Here is a 22,674-nt window from a genome sequence, read left to right as displayed (position 1 = left end):
GCTGTGACGGCCGTCGTGGCAGGGGCTGGCGCGCCCTGCGATTGCTGCATTGCGCGGAGCGCGGTGGTTAGGTGTCCGGGGGCGAAGGTCGCGGTCATCCACTTGTCGAGTGCGGGGAGCATGGCTTCCTCCCGTACGTAGACGGTGAGCGGGTGGTCGAAGGCGGTGTTCTTGGCGTACTCGGCGGTGTAGCGACAGCGGTAGTGGGGCTCTCCGTTGTTGAAGGAGTGATCGAGAGACCTGACCTCGCGGTGGCCTGCTTCAGCAGCCAGGTGATGGACAAGGCCTGCCGCAGACGGGAACGGGTATGACGTGCGGCTCTCCGGCCATCGTCGCCGTCGAGGGCATGTATCGCCTTTCGTAGCCCCACAGGTGAATGGCCTTGGTGGGGCCCGGGGGATGAGAGTGGGGGCAAGTCGCAGGTCCGGGTGGGGGATTAGAAGTCGAGGACGTCGTTCGGTTGCAGCAGTAGGCCGACGAGACTCAGCTGTAGCTTCATGCGGGAGGATCGGCTGACATCGCGTGAGCCATGGTCGCGGGTGTGGGCAAGGGCTGGCACCTGGATGAACAAGTGCGTCAACTTGCTGACTCAGGGTGGGAATTGCCAAGATTTGCCTCAGTCTAAGTAATGGGTCAGGGGTGGAGTCATGCGTGCGTGGGTGGTCAGAGCGGGGCGTCAAGGCGAACGTGAGGCAGAGGCCCTTCAGCAAGAGTTAGTCATCGCTGGCTGGCCGGGTACCCCGGACCTCTCCTCGAGTGCAGCGCGCGCCGACATACGACGCATCGTGCAGATCGCGTACCCGGACGAGAACGACTACACCCTCCGGAACTGGACCGGTCAACTGCTCCGCTTCCGGCACGAGATAGCCCTCGATGATCTGATCGCGCTACCCCGGATGAACGGCCAGTACGCGATCGGCCGTGTGATCGGTGGTTACGCGTATCGGTCCGATGCCGATGACGGTATGCGGCACATCCGGCGTGTCAAGTGGGCGGCGAAGGACCTGCCGCGTGACACATTCCGCCCTGACCTTCTGCAATCTCTCGGTTCACTACTCACCGTGTTCGAACTGCGTCGCTTCGACGCGGCGCGGCGTCTCGCTCAGGTGATGGAGGGAAGCGGTGATCCCGGTCGGCCGGAAGACGGCGAGCCGGGTGCTTCCTTCGAGGGGCGACGACAGCTCTTCGACCAGGCGCGTGCCCACGAAGGAGGCACGGGAAGGCCCGCCAAACTCACCATCCGCAAGCTCCTGGAGTTGTGGAGTGCGGAGCGGCGCGATGCGCCGAGCGTGGCACGTATCCAGCGAGATCTGGACGAGGCCGGCCTTCTGTGCGTACCTCTCTTCACCGAGGGCACGCTCGACAGCATCGTCACCGTCCTCGTCGCCGGTGCCGAGCCGGCCGAGGACGGATCGAGTCAGATCACCCGGATCGCGCGTAGCGCCGCGGTTGACCCGACCAATCTCACGGCATCATCGTCAGAGGACGACGAAGTGGATTCCGCCGAGATGTCCGGTGTGGTGGAACGCGTATCCATGGCTGCTCGCCGTGGTCATGCGCTTCACCCGGTGACTGGCGGTCAGCCGACTGATCACGGCGACGAAGCGTACGGCAGGGGAGGCGAAACCGCGGCGGACGACGATCTCGCTTCCGTTGCCTATCTCGTCGGCAACCTTCCCTCGGCGCGTAGACGACCCGAATCCATACCTGTGACTGCGACGCTCAAGAGCGCCACGACGATCATGATGCTGAAGCAGTTCAGCCAACTGCCGGTACTTGACGACCACGGACGTCTCCTGGGCGTCGTGAGCTGGCTTTCGATCGGTCAGGCACTTCTCGTCCACCCCGATGCACGACTGTCCGACGCGGTGGTCCCAGCCCCTGAGGCGGCAGCCAGCGAGCACCTTCTCGACTGTCTCCGCCACATCGAGAAGCACGGCTACGTACTCGTCCGCGACGACGCCCACCGAGTCTGCGGGATCGTGACTCCTTCCGACGTGGCCGTGGAGTTCCGCAGCCGTGTCAGCCCGTTCGTCCTCATTGAGGAGGTCGAGCAGCGGCTGCGCAGGATCGTCGACCAGCGCGTCTCGCTCGACCACATCCGAGAGTGCATCACCGCGACGAACAAGAAGAAAGCCGCCGAGGCCGAGGACGCTTCGGAGCTGACTCTGGGCAACTACCGTCACCTGTTCCTCTTGCCCGCGGCTTGGAAGGAAGCGGGACTACCCGTCGACCAGCACCACTTCACCGAGGCGCTGAAGCGTTGCGCCGACTTGCGTAATGACCTCATGCACTTCAGCCCCGACCCGGTGAGTGAGGGCGACATCCAGTTCCTCAACGGTCTGCTGGACTTGTTGCGGAAGCTGGACGGACAGGGATGACGAACTCGGATTCGGCACTGGTTCGCCGCTCTTCTCAGCGGCATGTCGAATCCGGCCACTGCTCCATACCGGGTCACAGGTCCCGCACCTTCGCCCCGGTCTCTGGGATGCGCTGCGTGCGCACGAATGTGGATCAGTACCCTGTATCAGTGAATTGTCAGCGTCTATGCTGCTCAGGCGTGTTCTTGGCGGCCGAACGGACGCACGCACCAACTCTGTCGGGGAAGTCGGGGGGACTCACGTGACAGGCAGCAGTGCACTGCCGCAGTACATCGGTCCGTATGTCGTCGAGCGGAGCCTCGGGGCCGGCGGGATGGGCGAGGTGTACCTCGCCTACTCCGTTGCGGGAGAGCCGGTTGCGGTCAAGGTGATCCGTCCCGACCGCACGGATCCCCATACACGCGCCCGTTTCGAGCGCGAGGCGACCATCGCGCGCACCATCTCAGGTACCGGCCGTGTCGCTCGTTTCCTCAACGCGGATCCGTTCGCCGAGCTGCCGTGGCTGGCCATGGACTACATCCCCGGCCGCACACTTGTCGACGTGGTCAAGAACCAGGGAGTGCTGGCAGCTTCGCTGGTGGCGAGCCTGGGGGCACTGCTTGCCGAGGGGCTAGCGGCGGTCCATGCGACAGGCCTGGTGCACCGCGACCTCAAGGCCTCGAATATCATCCTCGGCGACTTCGGCCCGGTGATCATCGACTTCGGTCTTGGGGCCTTTCTCGACGCGTCGAAGGGCTCGCTCAGCCGGGCCGGGACGGTTCTGGGCACGGTGCGCTGTATGCCGCCCGAGCAGGCACGAGGCGAGACCGACGTGACAGCGGCGGCGGACGTGTACGGCTTGGGGACGGCGCTGCTGTACGCCGCGACGGGCCACTACCCGTACGACGGCTCCCGGTGGGAGGCCATTGCGATACAGGTGGTCAGTCCGGACATGGAGCCTGATCTGTCCGGACTGCCCGCGGAGCTCGCCCCCGTCGTGGCGTCGATGCTCGCGTTCGAGCCGGGTGACCGCCCGTCGTTGGAACAGGTCACCCGCCAGTGCGCCGACCTCCTGCGGTCACTGGGCATGAGCCCGGCCAGGGCGCGGCGTGCGTTGATCCAGAGCACCGCACCAGCCGACCACGCGACGCTGGTGTTCCCACAGCCGGACGCCCGGATGCTGGACCGGATCGACTCACTGGAGCAGCTGCTCCGCGAACATGCGGACTCCGAGCGCAGAGGCGGTCCCGCTCCCACTGATGCTGATGACGAGCGCTCAGTTCCAAAGGCGCTCGTTTCTGAGCGGGAGCCGGTCAAGGCACCGTCTCCGGCGGCCAAGCCAGGCCGTCCGCCTGCTTCCCGCCGGGTCGCCGGAGAACTTCGCGAGCGCTATGCGAGGGGATCGCAGCTTGCTTGGTCCAAGCGTTGAAGGTTTCAAGACGTTCCCCTGATCCCGTTGCCCCTGGGGCAGATACGAGTACGGACTTCCCCCACGCTCCCCGTACAGCAGGTTCACCACGAGCACACCGTCCATAGAGGAGCATCACGTGACCACGGCGAGGCAGCCCGAGATATCCGAGCCGGGCGACACCGCCACGACGCACCCGGTCGGCGCGAAGCCGGCCTTCGCCCCCGGAGCCCAGGTGCGCATCCGTCATGAGCAGTGGCTCGTCAAGTCGGTCTCGGAGAGCCGCGACGGGCTCTTGGTCGAGGTCAGCGGGGTCTCCCCTTTCGTGCGGGGGACCGACGCCGTCTTCTACTCGGGGCTCGACCCGATCGACGTACTCGATCCGCGCAAGACCCAGCTCATGGCTGACGACACCTCCAAGCACTCCAAGGCCCGCCTCTACCTCGAAGCCGTCATCCGCAAGACCGCACTGCCGCAGACGGAGCACGGGCTCGCGCTCGCCGACTCCTTTCTCATGGACCGGCAGGAGCACCAACTGCGCCCGGCTGAACTGGCCTTGTCGATGCGCAATCCGCAGCCGCGGCTCCTGATCGCTGATGTGGTCGGCCTCGGGAAGACAGTGGAGATCGGCGTCACGCTCGCCGAGCTGATTCGCCGCGGACGTGGCGAGCGGATCCTCGTCGTCACTCCCGCTCACGTGCTGGAGCAGTTCCAACGGGAGCTGTGGACGCGTTTCTCGCTGCCGCTCGTCCGTCTGGACTCCACCGGCATCCAGCGCATCCAGCAGGAGATCCCCGCGGGCCGCAACCCCTTCGCTCATTTCAAGCGGGTCATCGTCTCCGTCGACACGCTCAAGTCCGCCACGTACGCCCACCATCTGGAGAGCATCACCTGGGACGCGGTGGTCATCGATGAGTCACACAACCTGGTCAACAAGGGCACCCGCAACAACCGGCTCGCTCGCCGTCTCGCGGAACACACCGACGCGCTGATCCTGGCTTCCGCCACTCCTCACAACGGTGACGCCGAGTCCTTCGCCGAGCTGATCCGCATGCTCGATCCCGCGGCGATCGCGGACCCGAAGAACTACAAGGTCGCCGATCTCGAACACCTCTACATCAGGCGTACGAAGACCGACCGTGAGGTTCGTGACGGCCTCAAGGACAAGCCGTGGGCCGAGCGAGGCGACTCCAACCCGATCCCGGCGCCGGCCACACCGAAGGAGGTCGCCGTCCTGGAGAAGCTCGCAAGCCAGTGGACCCCTGGCGACCCTGACCGCGCGTCGGTGTGTGCAGACCCGCTGGTGGCCTACAACTTCCTCAAAGCGTTCCTCTCCTCCCACAAGGCGCTGTCGCAGTCCCTCACCAACCGCCGCGCCTACCTGGACAACCCCAAGACCTACAGCGCGAGTGGCAAGCGCCGCGAACTCACCCCCGAACGCCGCGACGCCCTGGCCGCCGAGAGCAAGTCGCTCACCGAACTTGAGGAGTTAATCGCCGACTTCACGGACGAGGACTCGTCCAAGCTCGACGCTCTCGTCACCGCCCTTGAGGGGCTTGGCGTCGGCCCACGCTCCGACCGCCGAGTGGTGATCTTCTCGGAGCGCATCGCGACCCTGACGTGGCTCGCCGAGGAGGTCCCGGGCCGCCTCGGTTTCAAAAAGAAGCCGGGCAAGGGCGATGAGACCAGCCCGTGGAAGGCGTACGACGGAGCCGTGGAGGTCATGCACGGCGAGGCGACCAACGACGAACAGCAGCGCGAGATCGTCGATCGCTTCGGCCGGGCCGACGAGCCCGTACGACTGCTGTTCACCGGCGACATCGCCTCCGAGGGCGTAAACCTGCACCACCAGTGCCACGACCTCTTCCACTACGACCTGCCGTGGTCCCTCATCCGCATCGAGCAGCGCAACGGGCGAATAGACCGCTACGGGCAGGCGATCAGCCCTGAATTCCGTGCTTTGACCCTCACCGCCGATGTGCCCTGGCGACGTGACGAGGAGACCGGCGAGATGCTCACGCTCGACGACCGACTCGTCGGCGCGCGCCTGCTGCGGCGCGAGGCCCAGGCTCACGAGATCGCAACGGGTGAGGGCAGTGCCGAGGCCGTCACCGGCCTGTACGACGACAAGAAGGAAGAGGACCGCCTCACTCGCGACCTCATCAAGGGCAGCACGGTCGACCGGTCCATCAAGGAGTCCCGGCAGGAGGCGGGCGGCGTCCTCGCAGGGATCCTCGGCAACATCAACGCCGCGATCGCCGACCCGACGGCGACCCCGGCCGCCATCGGAGCCGCCCCGGTCCGCCAGGCCGACGTTCCGTACGTCTTCGCCGACACCAAGGCGTATTTCCACGCTGCGATGGACCTCATCTATCCCCAGGCCGAGCGCGAAGCTCTTAACTGGCGTCCCGAGACGGCAGGTGGACGTATCGAGTTCACCCCACCCGACGACCTGCAGTACCGGTTCCGGGAGCTGCCTGCCTCCTACCTCGACCAGGAAAAGATCCTCACCACGTCCAAGCACGACGGCACGCTGAGCATCACGTTCAACGCGAAGTACGCCGCCGACCGGCTTGAAGCCGCCCGCAACGCCAAGCAGGGCAAGACCCAGCAGAACAAGTCCCAGTGGCCGAACGTCAGTTACGTCTCCGACATTCACCCGGTGTTGGACTGGGTCACGGACAAGGTCCTCGCCAAGCTCAAGTACGACGAGGCGTTCGTCCTCGCCTATCGCCCCGACGCGGCAAAAGCACGTCGCATCGACGCCGAACTGTCCGCCGCGCTCAGTGGCCCGGTTTACCTCGTGCAGGGCGTCTACTCCAACGCGGCGGGCCGGCCGACGGTCGTGGAATGGATGGCCGTCACCGGCCTCGCCGACACCGACCCTCGCGTGTGGCCAATGGATTCGGCCTTCCTCGCCGCCTGCGGCGTTGGCCCGGAGATGCCCGGACGCGACCAGATCCTCGACAAGGACCTCCTGCAGAACTTGATCCCCGCGGCCGTCGACGCCGCCGAGGAATATCTTGGCGCACGCCGCGCCGTCTACGACCGGCAGATCGACGCCTATCTCGCCCCGTACGAGGACCGGGTCGAGGTCTGGGAACAGGGCGCGCTGATCGCCGTCGGCAATCAGCACCGCCGCCGCGAGGAAGTGCAGGAGACCGCCGACCGCCGCCGCAAGCTCGTGCGGCGCCTGCGTACGTCCGGCGATCCGATGCTGCGCGTTCTCGGTGTCCTCGAACCCCTCCACCCTGCCGTACGCATTGAGGAGTCCGCACGATGAGCTACGTCTACGACTCCTTCGCCAACCGTGGCGAGTACCTCTCCGCCCACTATTTCAGCGAGGAGCTGGAGAACACTCTCAAGAAGAAGTCGGCCGGCGACGAGGGGGTGTTCACCGTCTGGACCGATCGCGAGACGGACCTGCACGACACCCGACCCACCCCGCGCGAACGCCTGCCCAGACTCCACACCGAATATGCCTCCACTGTCCGCCCCTACCTCGCTGCCCAGACTGAAGGGAACGGGGCCGGTGCCACCTACGACGACCTTTCCGGCGAGTGGGACGAACGCCTGACCGCCTGGCACGGCACAGTCCTGGCCGCTCTCGGGTACGGCACAAGGGACACGCGGCTCACCGTGTACAACGCCGGCAAGGAGCACGAACTCACCGTCGCCTGGCATGGCGACGGCATCGTCGCCCTGGACTGTGGCTGGACCGGCAAGCTCGACGGCGCGCTGGAAGCCGACGGGGCTGGTCGGCTCGTCCACCCCGTCAAGACGAGTGAAGGGCTCATCAGCTCCGGGGAGAAGTTGTCCGCCTGGCTCTTCCAGAGTGAACTGCACGAACCCGATGGTGACGCACCGCGCTTCGTCCTGCTGCTGTGCGGGGGTGTGATCGTCCTCGCCGACCGCACCACCTGGTCCGAAGGCCGCTACCTCGCGGCCAACCTCGACGCCGCGCTGCTGCGCAACGACACCAAGAAGTCAGGCGAACTCGCCCTCCTTGCCGCACTCTTCTCACACGACATGCTCGCGCCCCGCCCCGACGGCAAGGGCCGCCGCATGGACGATCTCCTGAAGGCGTCCCGCGACAACGCCGTCGGCGTTAACTCCGAGCTACGCAAGGGACTTCAGCGCTCAGTCGAGATCATTGCGAACGAGGTCCTCGCCCAGCTGCGCAAGACCGGTGTCACCCCGCGTCAAATCGAGGACCCGGAGAACAAGGGCCCGTTCGCCAAGCAGCTCACTCGGGAATCCCTGCGCTACCTGTACCGCATCCTCTTCCTCCTTTACGCGGAGGCACGCCCCGAGCTGGGCATCCTGCCGGCCGACGACTCGACGTACGAAGCCGGATACTCGGTCGCACGACTGCGTGAACTCGTCTCCCGCGAACGCAAGTTGGTCGACGAGGAGAGTCGCAGCAGCTTCCACCTGTACGCCTCCCTCGACGTCCTCTTCAACAAGGTCAACTACGGTCACCGACCTCAGGGCACCGAGCCCGACGACCACAAGGCCACCGACGAACGCAGCGAGCAGCGCGGGTTGCGCTTCGAACCGCTGCGCAGCGAGCTCTTCGACCCGAAGGCCATCACCCTCATCGGAAGCCGCGTCCGCGACCCGCGCAGTGAAGCGGACGGGGATGGCGACGAGCAACCCGTATGGCTCGACCTGCGGCTCCGCAACGAGGCCCTGCACGAGGTGCTGCGCCTGCTCACCATGAAGGAAGCCGGTGCCAAGGGCCGCCAGGGCGGCTTCATCTCGTACCGCAATCTCGGCATCAACCAGCTCGGCGCCGTCTACGAGGGGCTGATGTCGTACACCGGCATCATCGCCGAGGAGGAGCTGGCGGAGGTTGCCAAACCTGGCGCGAAGAAGGGCAACAAGCAGTACGGCGACCCGGAGAAGGGCTCCTGGCTCATCCCCGCCGACCGTCTGAACGACTACCCGGAGAACACGCACGTCGTCTACTCCGCCCAGGACGCCGAACAGTACGGCCTGCGCGGCCCCAAGAAGTACCCGGCCGGCACGTTCGTCTACCGCCTGGCGGGCCGCGACCGGGAGACCTCCGCCTCGTACTACACCCCGGAGTCGCTGACGAAGGTCACGGTCGAACTGGCCCTCAAGCACCGCCTCGACCAGGGGAAGGACGCCGACGGTAACCCGGTCCGCACCCGGGCGAGCGAGCTGCTGAAGTACACGATCTGCGAGCCGGCGCTCGGCTCGGGCGCGTTCCTCAACGAGGCGATCAGCGAGGTCGCCGACGAGTACCTCAAACGCCGTCAGGAGGAGCTGGGCGTCAGCCTGGACACGTCGCGCACGCTGGACGCCAAGCAGAAGGTCAAGGCGTACATCGCCCTGCACAACGCGTACGGCGTCGACCTCAACGCCACCGGTGTCGAACTCGCGGAGGTGTCGCTGTGGCTCAACACCATGCACCCCGGCATGCGCGCCCCCTGGTTCGGACTGCACTTGCGGCGCGGCAACTCGCTGATCGGGGCGCGGCGGTGGGTGTACGAGGCCGAGCGCCTCAAGAAGGAGCGGAAGATCGGCGCGCAGACGCCGACCAAGCTGCCGTTCCGGTCGCCGGAGGACGGTACGGAGCAGCCGCTACCGGAGGGGGCGGTACACCAGTTCCTGCTGCCGTCGCCGGGGTGGGGCGCGGTCGCGGGCGCCGGCGGGGACGCGAAGAAGCTGGTTGAGCAGCTCGCCAAGGAGCAGGTCAACGCCCTGAAGGCGTGGAAAGGCGCCGTCGGTACGAAGCCGAAGACCACCGGCGGAAAGGGCAGCCAGCTCAACCGGCTCCAGGCCGCGGCCCGCCGGGTCGAGTTCCTGTGGCAGCTGGTCGCCAAGCGGATGGAGCTGAGCGAGCAGGAGATCGCCCGCACGATCGATGTCTGGGGTGTCGATCGGGCGGCGGGCGAGGACGTCGAGGAGTTTGCGTTCCTGCGCCACGACAAGGAGAACGCCGACCGGTCGCTGCCGCTGAGCAAGGAGCAGGTCTTTAGGGACCTCTTCGAGGCGGAGGGGTCCCCGTACTGGCGGCTGAAGCAGGTCATGGACGCGTGGTGCGCGCTGTGGTTCTGGCCGCTGGAGAAGGTGGGTCTCCTCGACGGCTCGGACCCCGAGTACGCGACCGCGCCCGTCGTGACGGTCGACGCGTTGCTGTCGTCTGGCGTCGCCCAGATGGCGAGTCCCGAGCCTGCCACGAGCGCGCCGGAACCGCGGTTCGTGGAGAACGGGCTGCTGTTCGCGCTGGACGGCGACCAGATGACGTTCGGTGAGGAAGCGGACGAGAGCGATCTTGTCGAGAAGCAGGAGATCAAGAAGGCCGGCACGACGACGGCCCCGAAGAAGCCCGCCGGTCCCGCAGGCCGCCGCGACGTCATCCCGCCCGCCAACCTGGACGACTGGCTGGCGTTCCTGGAGTCCATACTGGGTACCGGACCGGTCCCGGAGGAGGGCACTCTGGCCGCGTCCGTCGACTCACTGCCGGATCTCAAGAAGCTCGAAGGGCTCATCGAGCGCGAGATGTTCATGGACGACGCCCGGCACGCGGTCGAGACACGCTACCCGTGGATGCGCGTCGTGCGGGACATCGCCCAACAACAGGGCTTTCTGCACTGGGAGTTGGATTTCGCGGGTGTCTTCGCGGGTGAGGCTGGGGGGTTCGACCTCCAGGTCGGTAACCCGCCGTGGGTGCGGCCGCATTGGAAGGAAGACCCCGTTCTCGCGGAGTACGAGCCATGGTTCGTACTTGCGGAGAAGCCGAAGGCGGAGGAGAAGAACCGTCGGCGGGAGGCGGAACTCGGGCGTGCGGAGGTGCGGGAGTACCTGCTGGACGAATTGACGAGTATGGTGTCGATGGCTAGCTACTTGTCAGTGCCGGCTACCTACCCGCTTATCGCGGGCACGAAGCCGGATCTGTACCGAGCTTTCATGTGTGTGGTTTGGGATCACATTGGCCGGAGTGCAACTGCTGGAATGGTGCACCCTGGCACCCACTTTGCGGGCGAGAAAGAGGCTCGGCTGCGGGCAGCGGCCTACCAGCGACTGTACGTGCACGGCGGATTCGTCAATCAGCGTCGGCTGTTCCCCGAGCCGGTCGGTCACTCTGCTGAGTTCGGAGTCCATATCTACGGGGAACCAGGGGACATCGACTTTGTGAGTCTGTCGGCGCTGTACTCGCCGGACACCCTCCACTCGTCCTTCACTGCGATCGACGATGACGAGGCCCCCGGGGTGAAGTTTCAGGGCGACTGGGATGAACGTCCACACCCCAAGCGGGTAATTCGTGTGACACCAGAGACCCTCGCTCGCTGGCAGCGCTTCGTCGGTGAGTCAGGGCCACTGGAATTCACACGGCTACTGACTCCTGTGAGCACGGCGGAAGATGCTGCAATCAACTCCCTTGGAACATACTCGCTACGTCTGGGACACTACGACCCTGACATCGCTTTGGGATACGATGAAAGTGCGTCAAAAAAGGAGAATTTCGGGCCAGGTAGAAATATTGCTCTGATCGAGTACAACACTGGAGTGGATGATCAGAGCGACTATTTCGCTGAGTCATGGGAGGAGGTAGTTCTCAAGGGTCCACAGATGGGGCTTGCTAATCCTCTATTCAAGCAGCCGAGCCAGGGGAGCGGTGAGGTGCGTGGTCTCGATCCCATGGCCATGGCTGATGATGCTGTGCCGGAAACTGAATATCGACGTGTGGTGCCTCGCCCGGTCTTCGTGGGGGCGCAGGAAAGGTGGCCAGATCGTCAAAAGTTCGCCGAGCTGTTGTCTTTGGAGGGAGAAGCAGCTGCGGTGCGGTCCGAGCTTTCAGTGGCAAGGGGAATGGAACCTGGTGAAGTTACAGATGCGATGATCCGCAAGTGCCTGCGTAGCAAGGTGAGCGAACCCTATACGGAGTTCTATCGCCTGGCTTGGCGTGAAATGATTGCCCCCGACACAGAGAGGAGTCTGTATACGGCAATCCTGCCCCGAGGTGTGGCGCACACCTTGGTCATCCGTTCTGCCTCGTTTGGCGATACACGTTTGGATGTGCTCACTTCGGGCCTGTGGTCGGGGATCCCCTGCGACTATCTCCTGCGTACCAGCGGAGTCGACCACCTGAATGCAGCGCATGCAGCGGGCATGCCAGCCCCTCATGAGGATCACCCCCTCGCCGCCGCACTCCTACTTCGTACTCTGCGGCTAAACGCCCTGACCACGGCCTACGCTGACCTCTGGGCGCAGCTCTACGACCCCAAGTGGTCTGGGTACGAGCCCTGGGCAGTTCACTGGCCCCAGATGAAGACGGAGTTGCACCAGGTCACCCCCACATGGCAGCGCGACACCCCCTTGCGCACTGAGTACGCCCGTCGTGCCGCGCTCGTCGAGATCGACGCGCTTGCCGCCGTCTGGTTGGGCATTGATGCGGACACACTTGTCGCCATGTACCGGGCGCGATTCTCGATTATGCAGGACTTCGACCGTGTCATCTGGTTCGACGCCAGCGAGCGGAAGATCGCAGGGAAACACCACACGTACGGTTTCGACCAGACCAAGGAACACTGGTCCCAGTTCGAGGCCTACCAGAAGGACCCCGAGACCGCCCCCGTCCCCGACGGCTACACCGCCCCCTTCTACAAGGCCGACCGCGAACGCGAAATGCGCGAAGCTCACGCCTACTTCACCAAGCGCCTCAACGAGGCCATTGCCAAGGGTCTGTGGGACCCCGAGACGATGGAGGTCCCCAAGCCGTGAGGCCGACGCTCGAAGCACAGGGGCTGAAAGAGAGTCTGCTCCAGTACCTGTCCACCACCTACGGCCTGGCCGACGAAGGGGCCCGCAAGGCGCTCCACGCCTTCCTCGGGAACGAGACGACGGGCATGTTCCGCGGGCCGTACTTACGCCTGCGTACCCCGTTCACACGTGCCGAGGAAGGCTGGCAGGAGCACTTGGACTGGCGGCGCAGCGACGGCTGGTCGCCGTACGCGCATCAGGCTCGCGCCTTTGCGAGGCTCAGCACGAAGGACGGTCGTACTCCCCAGCCAACGCTCGTCACCACCGGCACCGGGTCCGGTAAGACCGAGTCGTTCCTCTATCCCGTGCTCGATCACTGCGCCCGTGAGCGCGCGGCCGGGAACAACGGTGTCAAGGCGATCTTCCTCTACCCGATGAACGCGCTCGCCACCGACCAGGCGGGACGCATCAACGACCTGCTCACCGCGTACGACGAGCTGCGCGGCGTGCGCGCCGGCCTGTACATCGGAGACAAGGCGGCGACCCACTACGACCGGGTTTACACCCGGCGTCAGGACATGCAGCTGTCCCCGCCGGACATCCTGATCACCAACTACAAGATGCTCGACCTGCTGCTCCAGCGTGCCGCCGACGCACCGCTGTGGGAGGGCAGCGACATCCGGTACGTCGTGGTGGACGAGTTCCACACCTACGACGGGGCTCAGGGCACCGACGTCGCCATGCTGCTGCGCCGCCTCGCCGCGGCGGTCGGCGCCACCGAGCCCGGACGGCCGTTGGGCACGATCACGCCCGTCGCCACGTCCGCGACCCTCGCCTCCGGCACCGATGCGGACGGCGTACGCCAGCTTCTCGATGTGGCCACGCATGTCTTCGGCACCGAGTTCGCCGAGGACGCCGTCGTCGGCGAGGACCGGCTCTCCGTCGACGAGTTCATACCCGACGCCAAATTTCTGCCCGGCCAGGTTCCGCCGCCCGAGGCCATCACCGTTCTGCCAGACCCGGCTTCGGGGGCTGCCGCGCTTGCCGATCTCGCCGAGGCCGTCACCGGCGACCGTGGCTGTGCGGCTGACCGATTCGCGCTCGGTGCCGCGCTCAAGCGCAACCGGCTCACGTACGCCGTTCTGACGGCGTTCGACGGCACAGTGCGCACGTACGACGAGGTTCTGGACGTGATGCGCCGCAATGGCGCGCGGAGCTGGGACGAGGCGATCACCACCCGGCCCGAGGTGGCGGCGCTGGCGCTCGCCCGGTTCGTCGCTCTGCTGTCCGTGGCCGGTGACCCGGATGGGCCCGCCGGGATCAGCCGGCCTCTGGTACAGGTCGAGGTGCACCAGTGGGCACGTTCCGTCACGCGGATGCGGCGCGGTGTACTGGCCTGGCCGCAGGCCGAGTTCGCCTGGGACGCGGCCGGACCGCAAGCACAGCCGCGCACGACACCGAACACCACCAGCTCCCGCGACACCAAGCTGTTCCTGCCCGCCGTGTACTGCCGCGAGTGCGGGCGCTCCGGCTGGTCCGTCCTCTCCCCCGAGTCGGACGTGGAGGAACTCGGCTTCGAGTCCCACAAGATCCGACGGGCCTCCGTCACCGCCGACAAGGCCAAGACCAGAACGCTGATCGCGGCCACCGACAGCGAGGCCCGTGAGGGCAACGGTCGCAGTGCCATGGACCGTGCAGCGCAGAAGTCGCTGGCCACGGGTGGTGCGGGCGTCCTCATGGTCCTCGACGGACCTGCCCGCCGCCTCCGGCTACCCGATCCCGTCGGCGACTACAACAACGAGGGTACCCCCCAACCCGGCGGCCCCGACTCGGCGTTCGTCCTCGTCCAGCTCGGCGAGCGTGCCGAGCGCGCTGCCCAGGACGACTGGTGCCCTGCCTGCGGTACGCACAACGCGATCCGCTTCCTCGGCACCGGCGCCGCTGCGCTCGCCGCAGCCTCTGTCACCCAGCTGTTCACCGGCGGGGAGATGGACGAGGAGCAGCGCGAGACGAAGACGCTGATGTTCAACGACTCGGTGCAGGACGCTGCGCACCGGGCCGGCTTCGTGGCCTCCCGCTCGTACACGTTCTCCCTGCGTGCGCTTTTCACCAAACACCTCAGCGAGCAGCAGCCCACCGCTCTCAACGATCTGGTCGCCAACGTCGTCGAGGCCACCACCGACCGTGAGACCCTCGCCGCCGTGGTGCCGCCCGACTTGCACGACGACACCGGCGTCGCGCGTCTCCTGTCGGGCAAGGGGCGGGGCGGAGACAAGAAGACCTGGGACCTGATCGGCGAACGATTCGCGTTCCAGGCCGTGATGGAGTTCGGCCACCGCTCCCGCAACGGTCGAACCCTCGAACTGACCCGCACCGCCGCCGCGTACGTGTCCATTCCGGACGAGCAGACCGCCGTCTCGCTCGTCCGCGCAGCCCACGAAGAGGCCACGCACCGCGGACTGCCCCTCACCGAACACGACGATGTCCGCTATCTCGCCTTCCTGCGCGGCTTGTTGGAGCGACTGCGTACACGCGGCGCGGTGGGGCACCGCTGGCTTGAGAAGTTTCTCGACGAGGCAGGCACCAGCCGTTTCTACATCTGGGGTGGCCGCCCACGCGGCATGAAAGCCTTCCCCAAGGGGATCTCTGCGCCGTCATTCCTTCTGGCAAAGCCCAAGGCGAGCAGCGAGTTCGACTTCGCCGCAGGCCGGCTCTCCTGGTACGAGTCATGGGCACAGCGCTGCCTTGGCATGACCCGCGAACAGGCCGACGAGTTCTGGGTGCGGCTCCTGCCCCGTCTCACCGACGCCGGGATTCTCGCCGCGCGCACCCCGAACGACACGGCGGCCCGCGTCTACGGCCTGCAGCCTGGAGCCGTGCGTCTTCAGTTGCTGTCAGACGCGGAGGTCAACGAGGCGTACGTACGCTGCCCGAAGTGCTTCTGGGAGCAGACCGTGCACCCTTCACTGCTCGCGCAGTACCACGGGCAGCCCTGCCCCGCGTACCGCTGCACGTCAGGACGGCTTGTGGCCGGGGATCGCTGGCTGGAGACCATCGACCGGCATGACCGCGACCGCGACTACCGCGACGACTACTACCGCAGCCTCTACCGACGTGCGGGCACGTACCAGGTGATCACGGCCGAACACACCGGTCTGCTCTCGCGCGCCAAGCGCGAACGCGTCGAGGAGGCCTTCCGCAGTGGAGCAGGCTTCAACGACCCCAACGTGCTGTCCTGCACCCCCACCCTTGAGATGGGCATCGACATCGGCGACCTGTCGGCCGTGGTCCTCGGTGCCCTGCCGCGCCGCCCCGCCAACTACGCGCAGCAGGCCGGCCGGGCAGGGCGGCGCACCGGAAACGCCTTCCTGCTGACCATCCCGGACCGCTCACGCCGGGACCTGTACTTCCTCGACCGGCCGAGGGACATGATCGACGGGCGCATCGTGCCGCCCGGTTCGTACTTGTCGGCCATCGAGATCCTGCGCCGCCAGTACACCGCCCACCTCCTCGACCTTGCCGCGCGCGGTCGGCTGCTGCGCGAAGACGGCAAGCCCCTGGCCGCGCTGCCGCGGCGGGTGGACGAGCTGTTCGGCCCCTCCGGCCGCCTCGCCGACTTCACTGAGGCTGCCCTCACGCATGGCGAAGAGCTCGTCGCCGCCTTCCTCGCCCTCTTCCCGACCGGGGTCAGCGAGACCGCCCGGAAGGAGCTGGAGAAATACGCGGTACGCGGCATTCGCAGCGCCGTCGAGAGGGCCGAACGCGAATGGGAGCGCGAGAACCAGAAGCTGCGCACCCGTGTCCGTACCATCAGGGCCGCGATCGACGAGCTCAAGGAGGGCGACGATGAACAGGCCCGCACCAAAGCCGAGTTGGAGGCCGAGCTGCGTGCCGTCTCCAAACAGGGCGCGGCCCGGCAGCGCCAGCCCGCCCAGGCCGTTCTGTGCGACCTCGGTCTGCTGCCCAACTATGCGCTGATCGACTCGACGACCATCCTCAACGCCACCCTCTACTGGCCTGAGGGCAAGACGCCGGAGGGACGAGACACGTACAAGTCGAAGCAGTACCCCTACGAGCGTCCGCGCAGCTTCGCACTCTCCGAACTCGCCCCGGGCAACACCTTCTACGCCGAGGGATACAAGCACCGCGTCACCGGGATCGACATCGTCAGTGGCAAGGAGCAGGACTGGCGGCACTGGAGATTCTGTCCCTCCTGCGGCTACGTCCGCACCGAGAACGCCCAGTCCGACATCGCACCGTGCCCGCGCTGCGGCGACGTCGGGATCGCCGACTCCGGCAGCCTGTGGCAGATCGTCCAGCCCACCACCGTCACCGCCCGCGCCAAACGCGAGGACGCCCGCATCGGCGACGAGAGCGACGACCGCGACCGCCGCTTCTACACCGTCATCGACATGGTCGACATCAACCCCGACCACTTCGCCGTCGGCAAGTCGTGGCGGCACACCAGCCAGATCTTCGGCGTCGACTACACGCGCCGCGCAATGATTCGGCGCATCAACACGGGCCCGCTCAGCATCGGTGCACAGGAGAACGACGAGCTTGCCGGACAGGCAGTGCGTATCGCGCCGTTCCATGTCTGCACCGCGTGCGGGGCGGCGAGCGCCGACGGCCGCCCCGTCTTCGACGACGACCGCGATGCCGTCGACAACTCGGCCAACCGGCAGCGCGAGCTCAAGCACCACACCCCGTGGTGCCCGCTGCGGCGTGGCCGCAACGATGTTCCGCAGGAGCCGGTGCTACTCGCCCACGAGTTGGAGACCGAGGCCCTGCGGATTCTGCTGCCCGCGGCGACCGTCCTCGTCGAGGAGAAGGCCTACTCCTTCCAGGCCGCGCTGCGCCTCGGTGTCGACGGGGCCTTCGGCGGCGACCCGCAGCACCTCGACACCACCCTTGCCACCATGCCCGACCGTGACACGGCGGAGACCCGGCACTTCCTCGTCCTGTACGACCGTCTCCCCCACGGCACCGGCTATCTCGACCGGCTCACTGCGCCCGCCGCGTTCCGGAAAGTCCTTGAGGACGCACGCACGATACTCGTCGAGTGCCCCTGCAACGAAGAGGGCCGGGCGGCCTGCCATCGCTGCCTGTACCGCTACACCGACGAACGGCACATCGAGGACGTCTCACGGCAGACGGCCCTGGAGATCCTCGACGAACTCCTGGGTACCGACACCGACGCCTGGGAGACCCGGCAGATCGGGAACACCGACAAGATCGGTCTCGATGGGCAGGTGGAATCCGATCTCGAAGCGCGTTTCCTCAAGGCCTTGCGTGCCTGGTCCGAGGGGCGTGCCGACACGGCCTTGGACGAGAGCGGGGACAACAGCGGCTATCTCCGTCTGGACGAGGCCGGCACCGTCCACGGCTGGCGCCTGACCGCCCAGCGCAACGAGGGCTTCACCCGCACCGACTTCACCTTCGAGCGCACCGACGGACCCAAGCAAAAAGTCACCGTCTACCTCGACGGACATCGCTACCACGCCACCCGCCGCCACAACCGGCTCGCAGGCGACGCGGACAAGCGTGACCGACTCCGTGCGGAGGGGCGAGTGGTCTTCCAGCTGACCTGGGATGACCTCGACGCCTTTGAGAAGAAGACGGGTGTGACGACCGTTTCCGCAGAACGCGGTGAAGCCGATCCGGTGTGGCCGCCGTACGCGCACAGCGCTCAGGACTTTGCGAAGCAGCTGTACGCGGAATCCGGTGGGGACGACCTGACCGACACCGTCTTCCTCGACCCGATGAGCATGCTCCTGGCCTACTTGCGCAACCCCAATGACGTCGCCTGGGGAAAACGGGCATCGGCTCTGGTGGGCGGGCTGCTGGGGACCGACCGGGATGTTCTGGTCGGGAACGGCACCGCCGAGCAGGCCCGCCGGACGCTCGGCGGACTTCTCGATGCGTGGGGGCGCAGCGACGGCATCGACCCGACACCGGTTCAGGGGCACGGCACGCTCAACCTGTTCCAGACGTGCGACCAGTCGGGCCTTCCGCTCGCGTTCCTCGTCGACGGTGCAAGTGGTCGATGGTCGGCACTGGCCTGCCTCGACGACACCGACATGGACCAACTCGGTACCCCTGAGCACAAGGCGCGGTGGCGCTCCTGGCTCCAGTGGTCCAACCTCCTGCAGTTCCTCGCCGCCGCCGGCGGCGACGGTGTCCAGCTCACCACCTCAGCCGCCGGCCGCTTCGACCTGGCCGTGCTCAAGGCGTTCGGCGGCATTGGCGAACTCGAATCCCTCGTGGTGCGGTACGGCGAAACAGCCCCCGCGCCGCAGTCAGCGAGAAGCGGGGCCCTGGTCGACAGCCCTGTGGAGGCAGCGCTTCGGGACATGCTGTGGGACCGGGAGATCCTCGAATTCCTGGACGAGGACGAACCCGATGCCCCTCTCACCTGCCTCGGCCACGCGCTGGCCGACGGCGGCAAGAAGGCCCCCACCTACGGGTACGAGCTCGGTGAACGCCGCTGGATCGCCGACTTCGTCTGGCGTTCCGCTGACCAGCGAATCGCCGTCATGGCCGAGCAGTATGAGCCCGACGACGAGGAGAACGAGAAGACCTGGCGTGCCTACCGCGATGCCGGTTTCACCGTGCGTTCGGCCGACGAATGGCTCGCTGGCCTCGATGGTCTCCTCGCGGTCCTGCCCGATGCTGACTCTCTGGCCTCAACCCGCTCCCGCCCCCACTCCGACTCCGACTCCGACGAACAGAGTGCCGCACAATGACCGCACGCCTGAGCCTGTATCAGAAGGCCGAGAACGAGGTCTACAAGATGGACTCGTCGGTCAAGACGAAGTTCTACGACTTCTGCCATCTCTTCCGGAACGACCCGGACCACCCCAAGCTCGACCTCAAGCCACTCAAGGGCGACGGCCGGATCTTCCGCGCCAAGATCGACCCCTCGTACCGGGCGCTCCTCGCACGCGCCGGTGTCGGCCCGGACGGCGTACAGCAATGGCTGATCGTCGCGGTCCGGCACCGCAAGCATGTCTACGAAGAGCTCAGCGTCGCCATCAACCGGATCACCGGTGAAATCGAGTTCGTCGACCTGGGCGTCGTCGGCCAGAGCGTCCTGAAGCGGGCCGGGATTGCTCTCACGCTCGATCCCGCGGAGCAGGATGCGCACGCACAGTCCAAGCCAGAGCCCTCGGCAGCACCCGAACCGATGCTGGAACCGGCACCAGGGCCGCTGCTCGCCTCCTGCACTGCGGAGAACCTGCGCAACCTCGGAGTCGTCGAGGCCCTTATCGACCTCGCCCTCCAAGTGACCACCGACGAGGAACTTGACCAACTCATCGCGGGCGCACCACCGTTGACAGCCGAGATCCTCACCGGGCTCGGGGCCGGTATGAGCGTCGAGGAAGTCGAACGCGAGATCACCCGACCTGCTGCCGCCGAACTCGAACCCGGCTTCGAGGACGACATGGCCGCGGCGCTGACCCGCACCGCAGTCACGACGGTCGATGACGACGTCCGTCATGTCCTCGCCGAAGGCGACTTCCGTGCCTGGAAGGTCTACCTCCATCCCGCTCAGCGCAAGATCGTCGAGCGTGGCTACAAGGGGCCCGCCCGCGTCAGCGGCGGCCCCGGCACCGGCAAAACCATCGTCGCCCTGCACCGCGCCGCGCGTCTCGCCGCTGAACTCCCGCACGGCCACAACAAGCCGATCCTGCTGACCACGTACACCAAGAACCTCACGGCCGACCTGAGGTCCCGGCTCAGCTCGCTCATCCCACCGGAGCTGATCGCCCGGGTCGACATCAAGCACATCGACCAGCTCGCCCAGAACATCCTCAACGAGAACAAGGCCGCCGGCGCACAGCGCAGCCTGATCAACGACGACCAAGCCCTGGATACGCTGCGCGAAGTCCTCTTCGAACACGACGAGCAGCGCTGGGACGCCGAGTTTCTCTTCGACGAGTGGGAACAGATCGTCCTCGGCCAGTCCGTCACCTCCCGTCAGGACTATTTCAAGGCCCGCCGCGCCGGTATGGGCCGGCCGCTGAGTCGCCCCGAACGCGCCGCCGTGTGGAAACTGCTTGACCAGTTCACCCTGCGCCTGAACGGCATTGGCCGTGAGACCTGGGCCCAGGCCGCCGAGCGCGCCGCCCGCTACGAGATGGAACGCGACCGCAAGATCCATCTGCGAGCCGAGCGCAAGGACAAAGTCGGAGGCGGCGACCTGATCCACCTCGACGACCACAGCTCCGCCGTACGCTACCTCCGCCACCGCTATCAGCACGTCGTCGTCGACGAAGCGCAGGACCTCAGCTCCGCGCACTGGAGGATGCTGCGGGCGATGGTCGCGGCCGGTGACAACGACATGTTCATTGCCGGAGACACCCATCAGCGGATCTACGACCGGCAAGTGACCCTGTCCACTGTCGGTATCAACATCCGTGGCCGGTCGTCAAAGTTGACGCTGAGTTACCGCACCACCCAGGAGATCCTCGACCAGGCTGCCAAGGTCGTCCGTGCGGAGTCGTACGACGACCTCGACGATGGCACCGAGAACCTCAAGGGCTACCACTCTCTGCTGCGCGGCCCGACGCCCGAGTTTGTCGCCTGCATGGATTGGGAGGACGAGATCAGTCAGCTCGCCTCGGCTCTGAAGCAGTGGCGTGCCGAGATCACCCGACCGACCGACGAAGGCACCGTGCGCGATCCCAGCGGCACCATGGCCGTGTGTGTCGCCGACGGCGAGATGGCCGGTCGCGTCGCCGCAGACCTGCAGATCAAGCACGGGATCACCACCGCCATCCTCGCCAAGGAGGGTCCGCAGGGTGGTGGGGAGGTCCACGTCGGCACCATGCACCGTTTCAAGGGCCTTGAGTATCAGAAGCTCGCTGTCGTGGGCGCGAGCGACGGAATCCTGCCGCGCACGGGACTGATCGAGAAGTACGCGACGACCGACCCGAAGCGCTATGAACGCGAACTCAAGAAGTGCCGCAACCAGCTATTCGTCGCGGCTACACGTGCCCGCGACGCGTTGCGGGTCTCGTGGCATGGGACCGCAAGCCCGTTCCTGCCGGTGTAGACGGGAAATAGCCGAAGCCACGGTGCAGCTCAGTGGCAGAATGTGGAATGGCCGCAGCAGATGCCGCGAATAGTGCTCGCGTCGGCGCTCGATGGCTAGGGCGCGTATTTGGTTGTGATCAATTGGCGGTTCGTGTGAGGTCCTTGAGCCAGATCATCATGGCGCGGAGGTGGAGTCCGGCGAGGTAGCTTTTCGGGGTCTTGTCATAGCGTGTGGCGATGCCTCGCCATGCCTTCATCCTGTTGGTTGGGTAGGCCGTGCGACGAGGTGCCTGCCATGTGCAGGCCCTTTTCCGCACGGCCCCCCTCCGAACCCGCCGTACGAGTTTCCCCGTAACGGGCTCTCCAGTGACCTATTTCGTGACACTGCTGGTTGGCTGTCCTGAGTGGATCGTGTCATGACAAGGGTCGCAGACAACAAGAGTCTTGCGCCGTTTCTTCGCCATGACCTGACGCCATTCAGTAGGTGGCTCTCCCCTATCGAGGTCAGCGAGTTTTCGGATGTGGTGCACTCGCACGTCTTCCGAAATCCCGCATAGCTCGCACTTCCCCTTCAAAAGCCGGGTAATCAGCTCTCTTCTGGGGTGGGGGTTGGCCACTTGACGGTCCGTGAGGACCGCTGCCTTCTGTCGCGTCAATGAGATTCCGCCGAATCGTGCGACCAGTGGCTTCCTGCCTGCGCTGCGGGGGACGCTGGCTTCGAAGCATGTGCGGAGCCCATACGGTGTCTCGATCTTGGCCTTGTAGCGGGCCGCCATCTTGGACACCGTCGAGCGATGCTTCGCTGCCAGTGTCTTGAGCAACGAGGTTTCCATGGCCCAACGCAGCCGATGCAATCGACATACGTTGCCGGCCAGGAGGTAGTACTGGACGATGCCCCGGTATTCGGCCCCGTAGACGTTGACGATGGTGTAGTCGTCGTCGTTGAGGAGTAGGGGCCGGTGCGCGGGTTTTCCGCGGCTGAAGTACAGGGCTGCCTTCTCTCGGATCACCTTTGCTGGCACACGTAAGGCCGTCGAATTGAGGTTCCCCCGAGATGCGGAGGATGTTGACAGAGGGTCAGATGGGACTCATGAGAGGACCTTTGACCATGGCCGCCCCCAGAAAGTACTCGCT

At 66.1% G+C, this 22,674-nt stretch carries 7 protein-coding genes; 6 read left to right on the top strand and 1 reads right to left on the bottom strand.

Features of this window, described 5'->3' with window-relative positions:
• Nucleotides 1-785: 785 nt before the first annotated feature.
• The 6 genes from ACIQE0_RS31595 to ACIQE0_RS31570 all read left to right on the top strand — a co-directional run bounded on the left by ACIQE0_RS31595 (nt 786) and on the right by ACIQE0_RS31570 (nt 21,559).
• Nucleotides 786-2,381, top strand: a complete 1,596-nt coding sequence (locus ACIQE0_RS31595) for a CBS domain-containing protein (RefSeq protein WP_402338686.1) — start codon at nt 786-788, stop codon at nt 2,379-2,381.
• A 241-nt stretch (nt 2,382-2,622) separates the two neighbouring features.
• Nucleotides 2,623-3,789 carry a serine/threonine-protein kinase gene (locus tag ACIQE0_RS31590; protein WP_402338685.1) on the top strand — a complete coding sequence of 389 codons (1,167 nt, stop codon included), beginning with the start codon at nt 2,623-2,625 and terminating at the stop codon, nt 3,787-3,789.
• A gap of 118 nt (nt 3,790-3,907) precedes the next feature.
• Entirely contained in the window at nt 3,908-7,051 is a 3,144-nt protein-coding gene (locus tag ACIQE0_RS31585) for a DEAD/DEAH box helicase (protein WP_402338684.1), read from the top strand.
• Nucleotides 7,048-12,522, top strand: a complete 5,475-nt coding sequence (locus ACIQE0_RS31580) for a hypothetical protein (protein WP_402338683.1) — start codon at nt 7,048-7,050, stop codon at nt 12,520-12,522. Before ACIQE0_RS31585 ends, ACIQE0_RS31580 begins: the two co-directional genes overlap by 4 nt.
• On the top strand, nt 12,519-19,247 hold the full coding sequence (locus ACIQE0_RS31575) for a DEAD/DEAH box helicase (protein ID WP_402338682.1): 6,729 nt from the start codon (nt 12,519-12,521) through the stop codon (nt 19,245-19,247). The genes ACIQE0_RS31580 and ACIQE0_RS31575 overlap by 4 nt, the downstream gene beginning before the upstream one ends.
• Entirely contained in the window at nt 19,244-21,559 is a 2,316-nt protein-coding gene (locus ACIQE0_RS31570; RefSeq protein ID WP_402338681.1) for a UvrD-helicase domain-containing protein, read from the top strand. The genes ACIQE0_RS31575 and ACIQE0_RS31570 overlap by 4 nt, the downstream gene beginning before the upstream one ends.
• Nucleotides 21,560-21,911: 352 nt before the next feature.
• Here the strand turns inward: ACIQE0_RS31570 and ACIQE0_RS31565 are convergent, their stop codons facing one another.
• The gene (locus ACIQE0_RS31565; RefSeq protein ID WP_402338680.1) at nt 21,912-22,550 is read right to left on the bottom strand and encodes a group II intron reverse transcriptase/maturase; all 639 of its coding nucleotides are present in this window, start codon (nt 22,548-22,550) and stop codon (nt 21,912-21,914) included.
• Between the last annotated feature and the right edge of the window lie 124 nt (nt 22,551-22,674).

It is taken from the genome of Streptomyces sp. NPDC093097 (assembly GCF_044754325.1).
Lineage (GTDB): Bacteria > Actinomycetota > Actinomycetes > Streptomycetales > Streptomycetaceae > Streptomyces.
The sequence above is the reverse complement of the archived record's forward strand: the minus strand, read 5'-3'. Positions and strand labels throughout refer to the sequence as shown.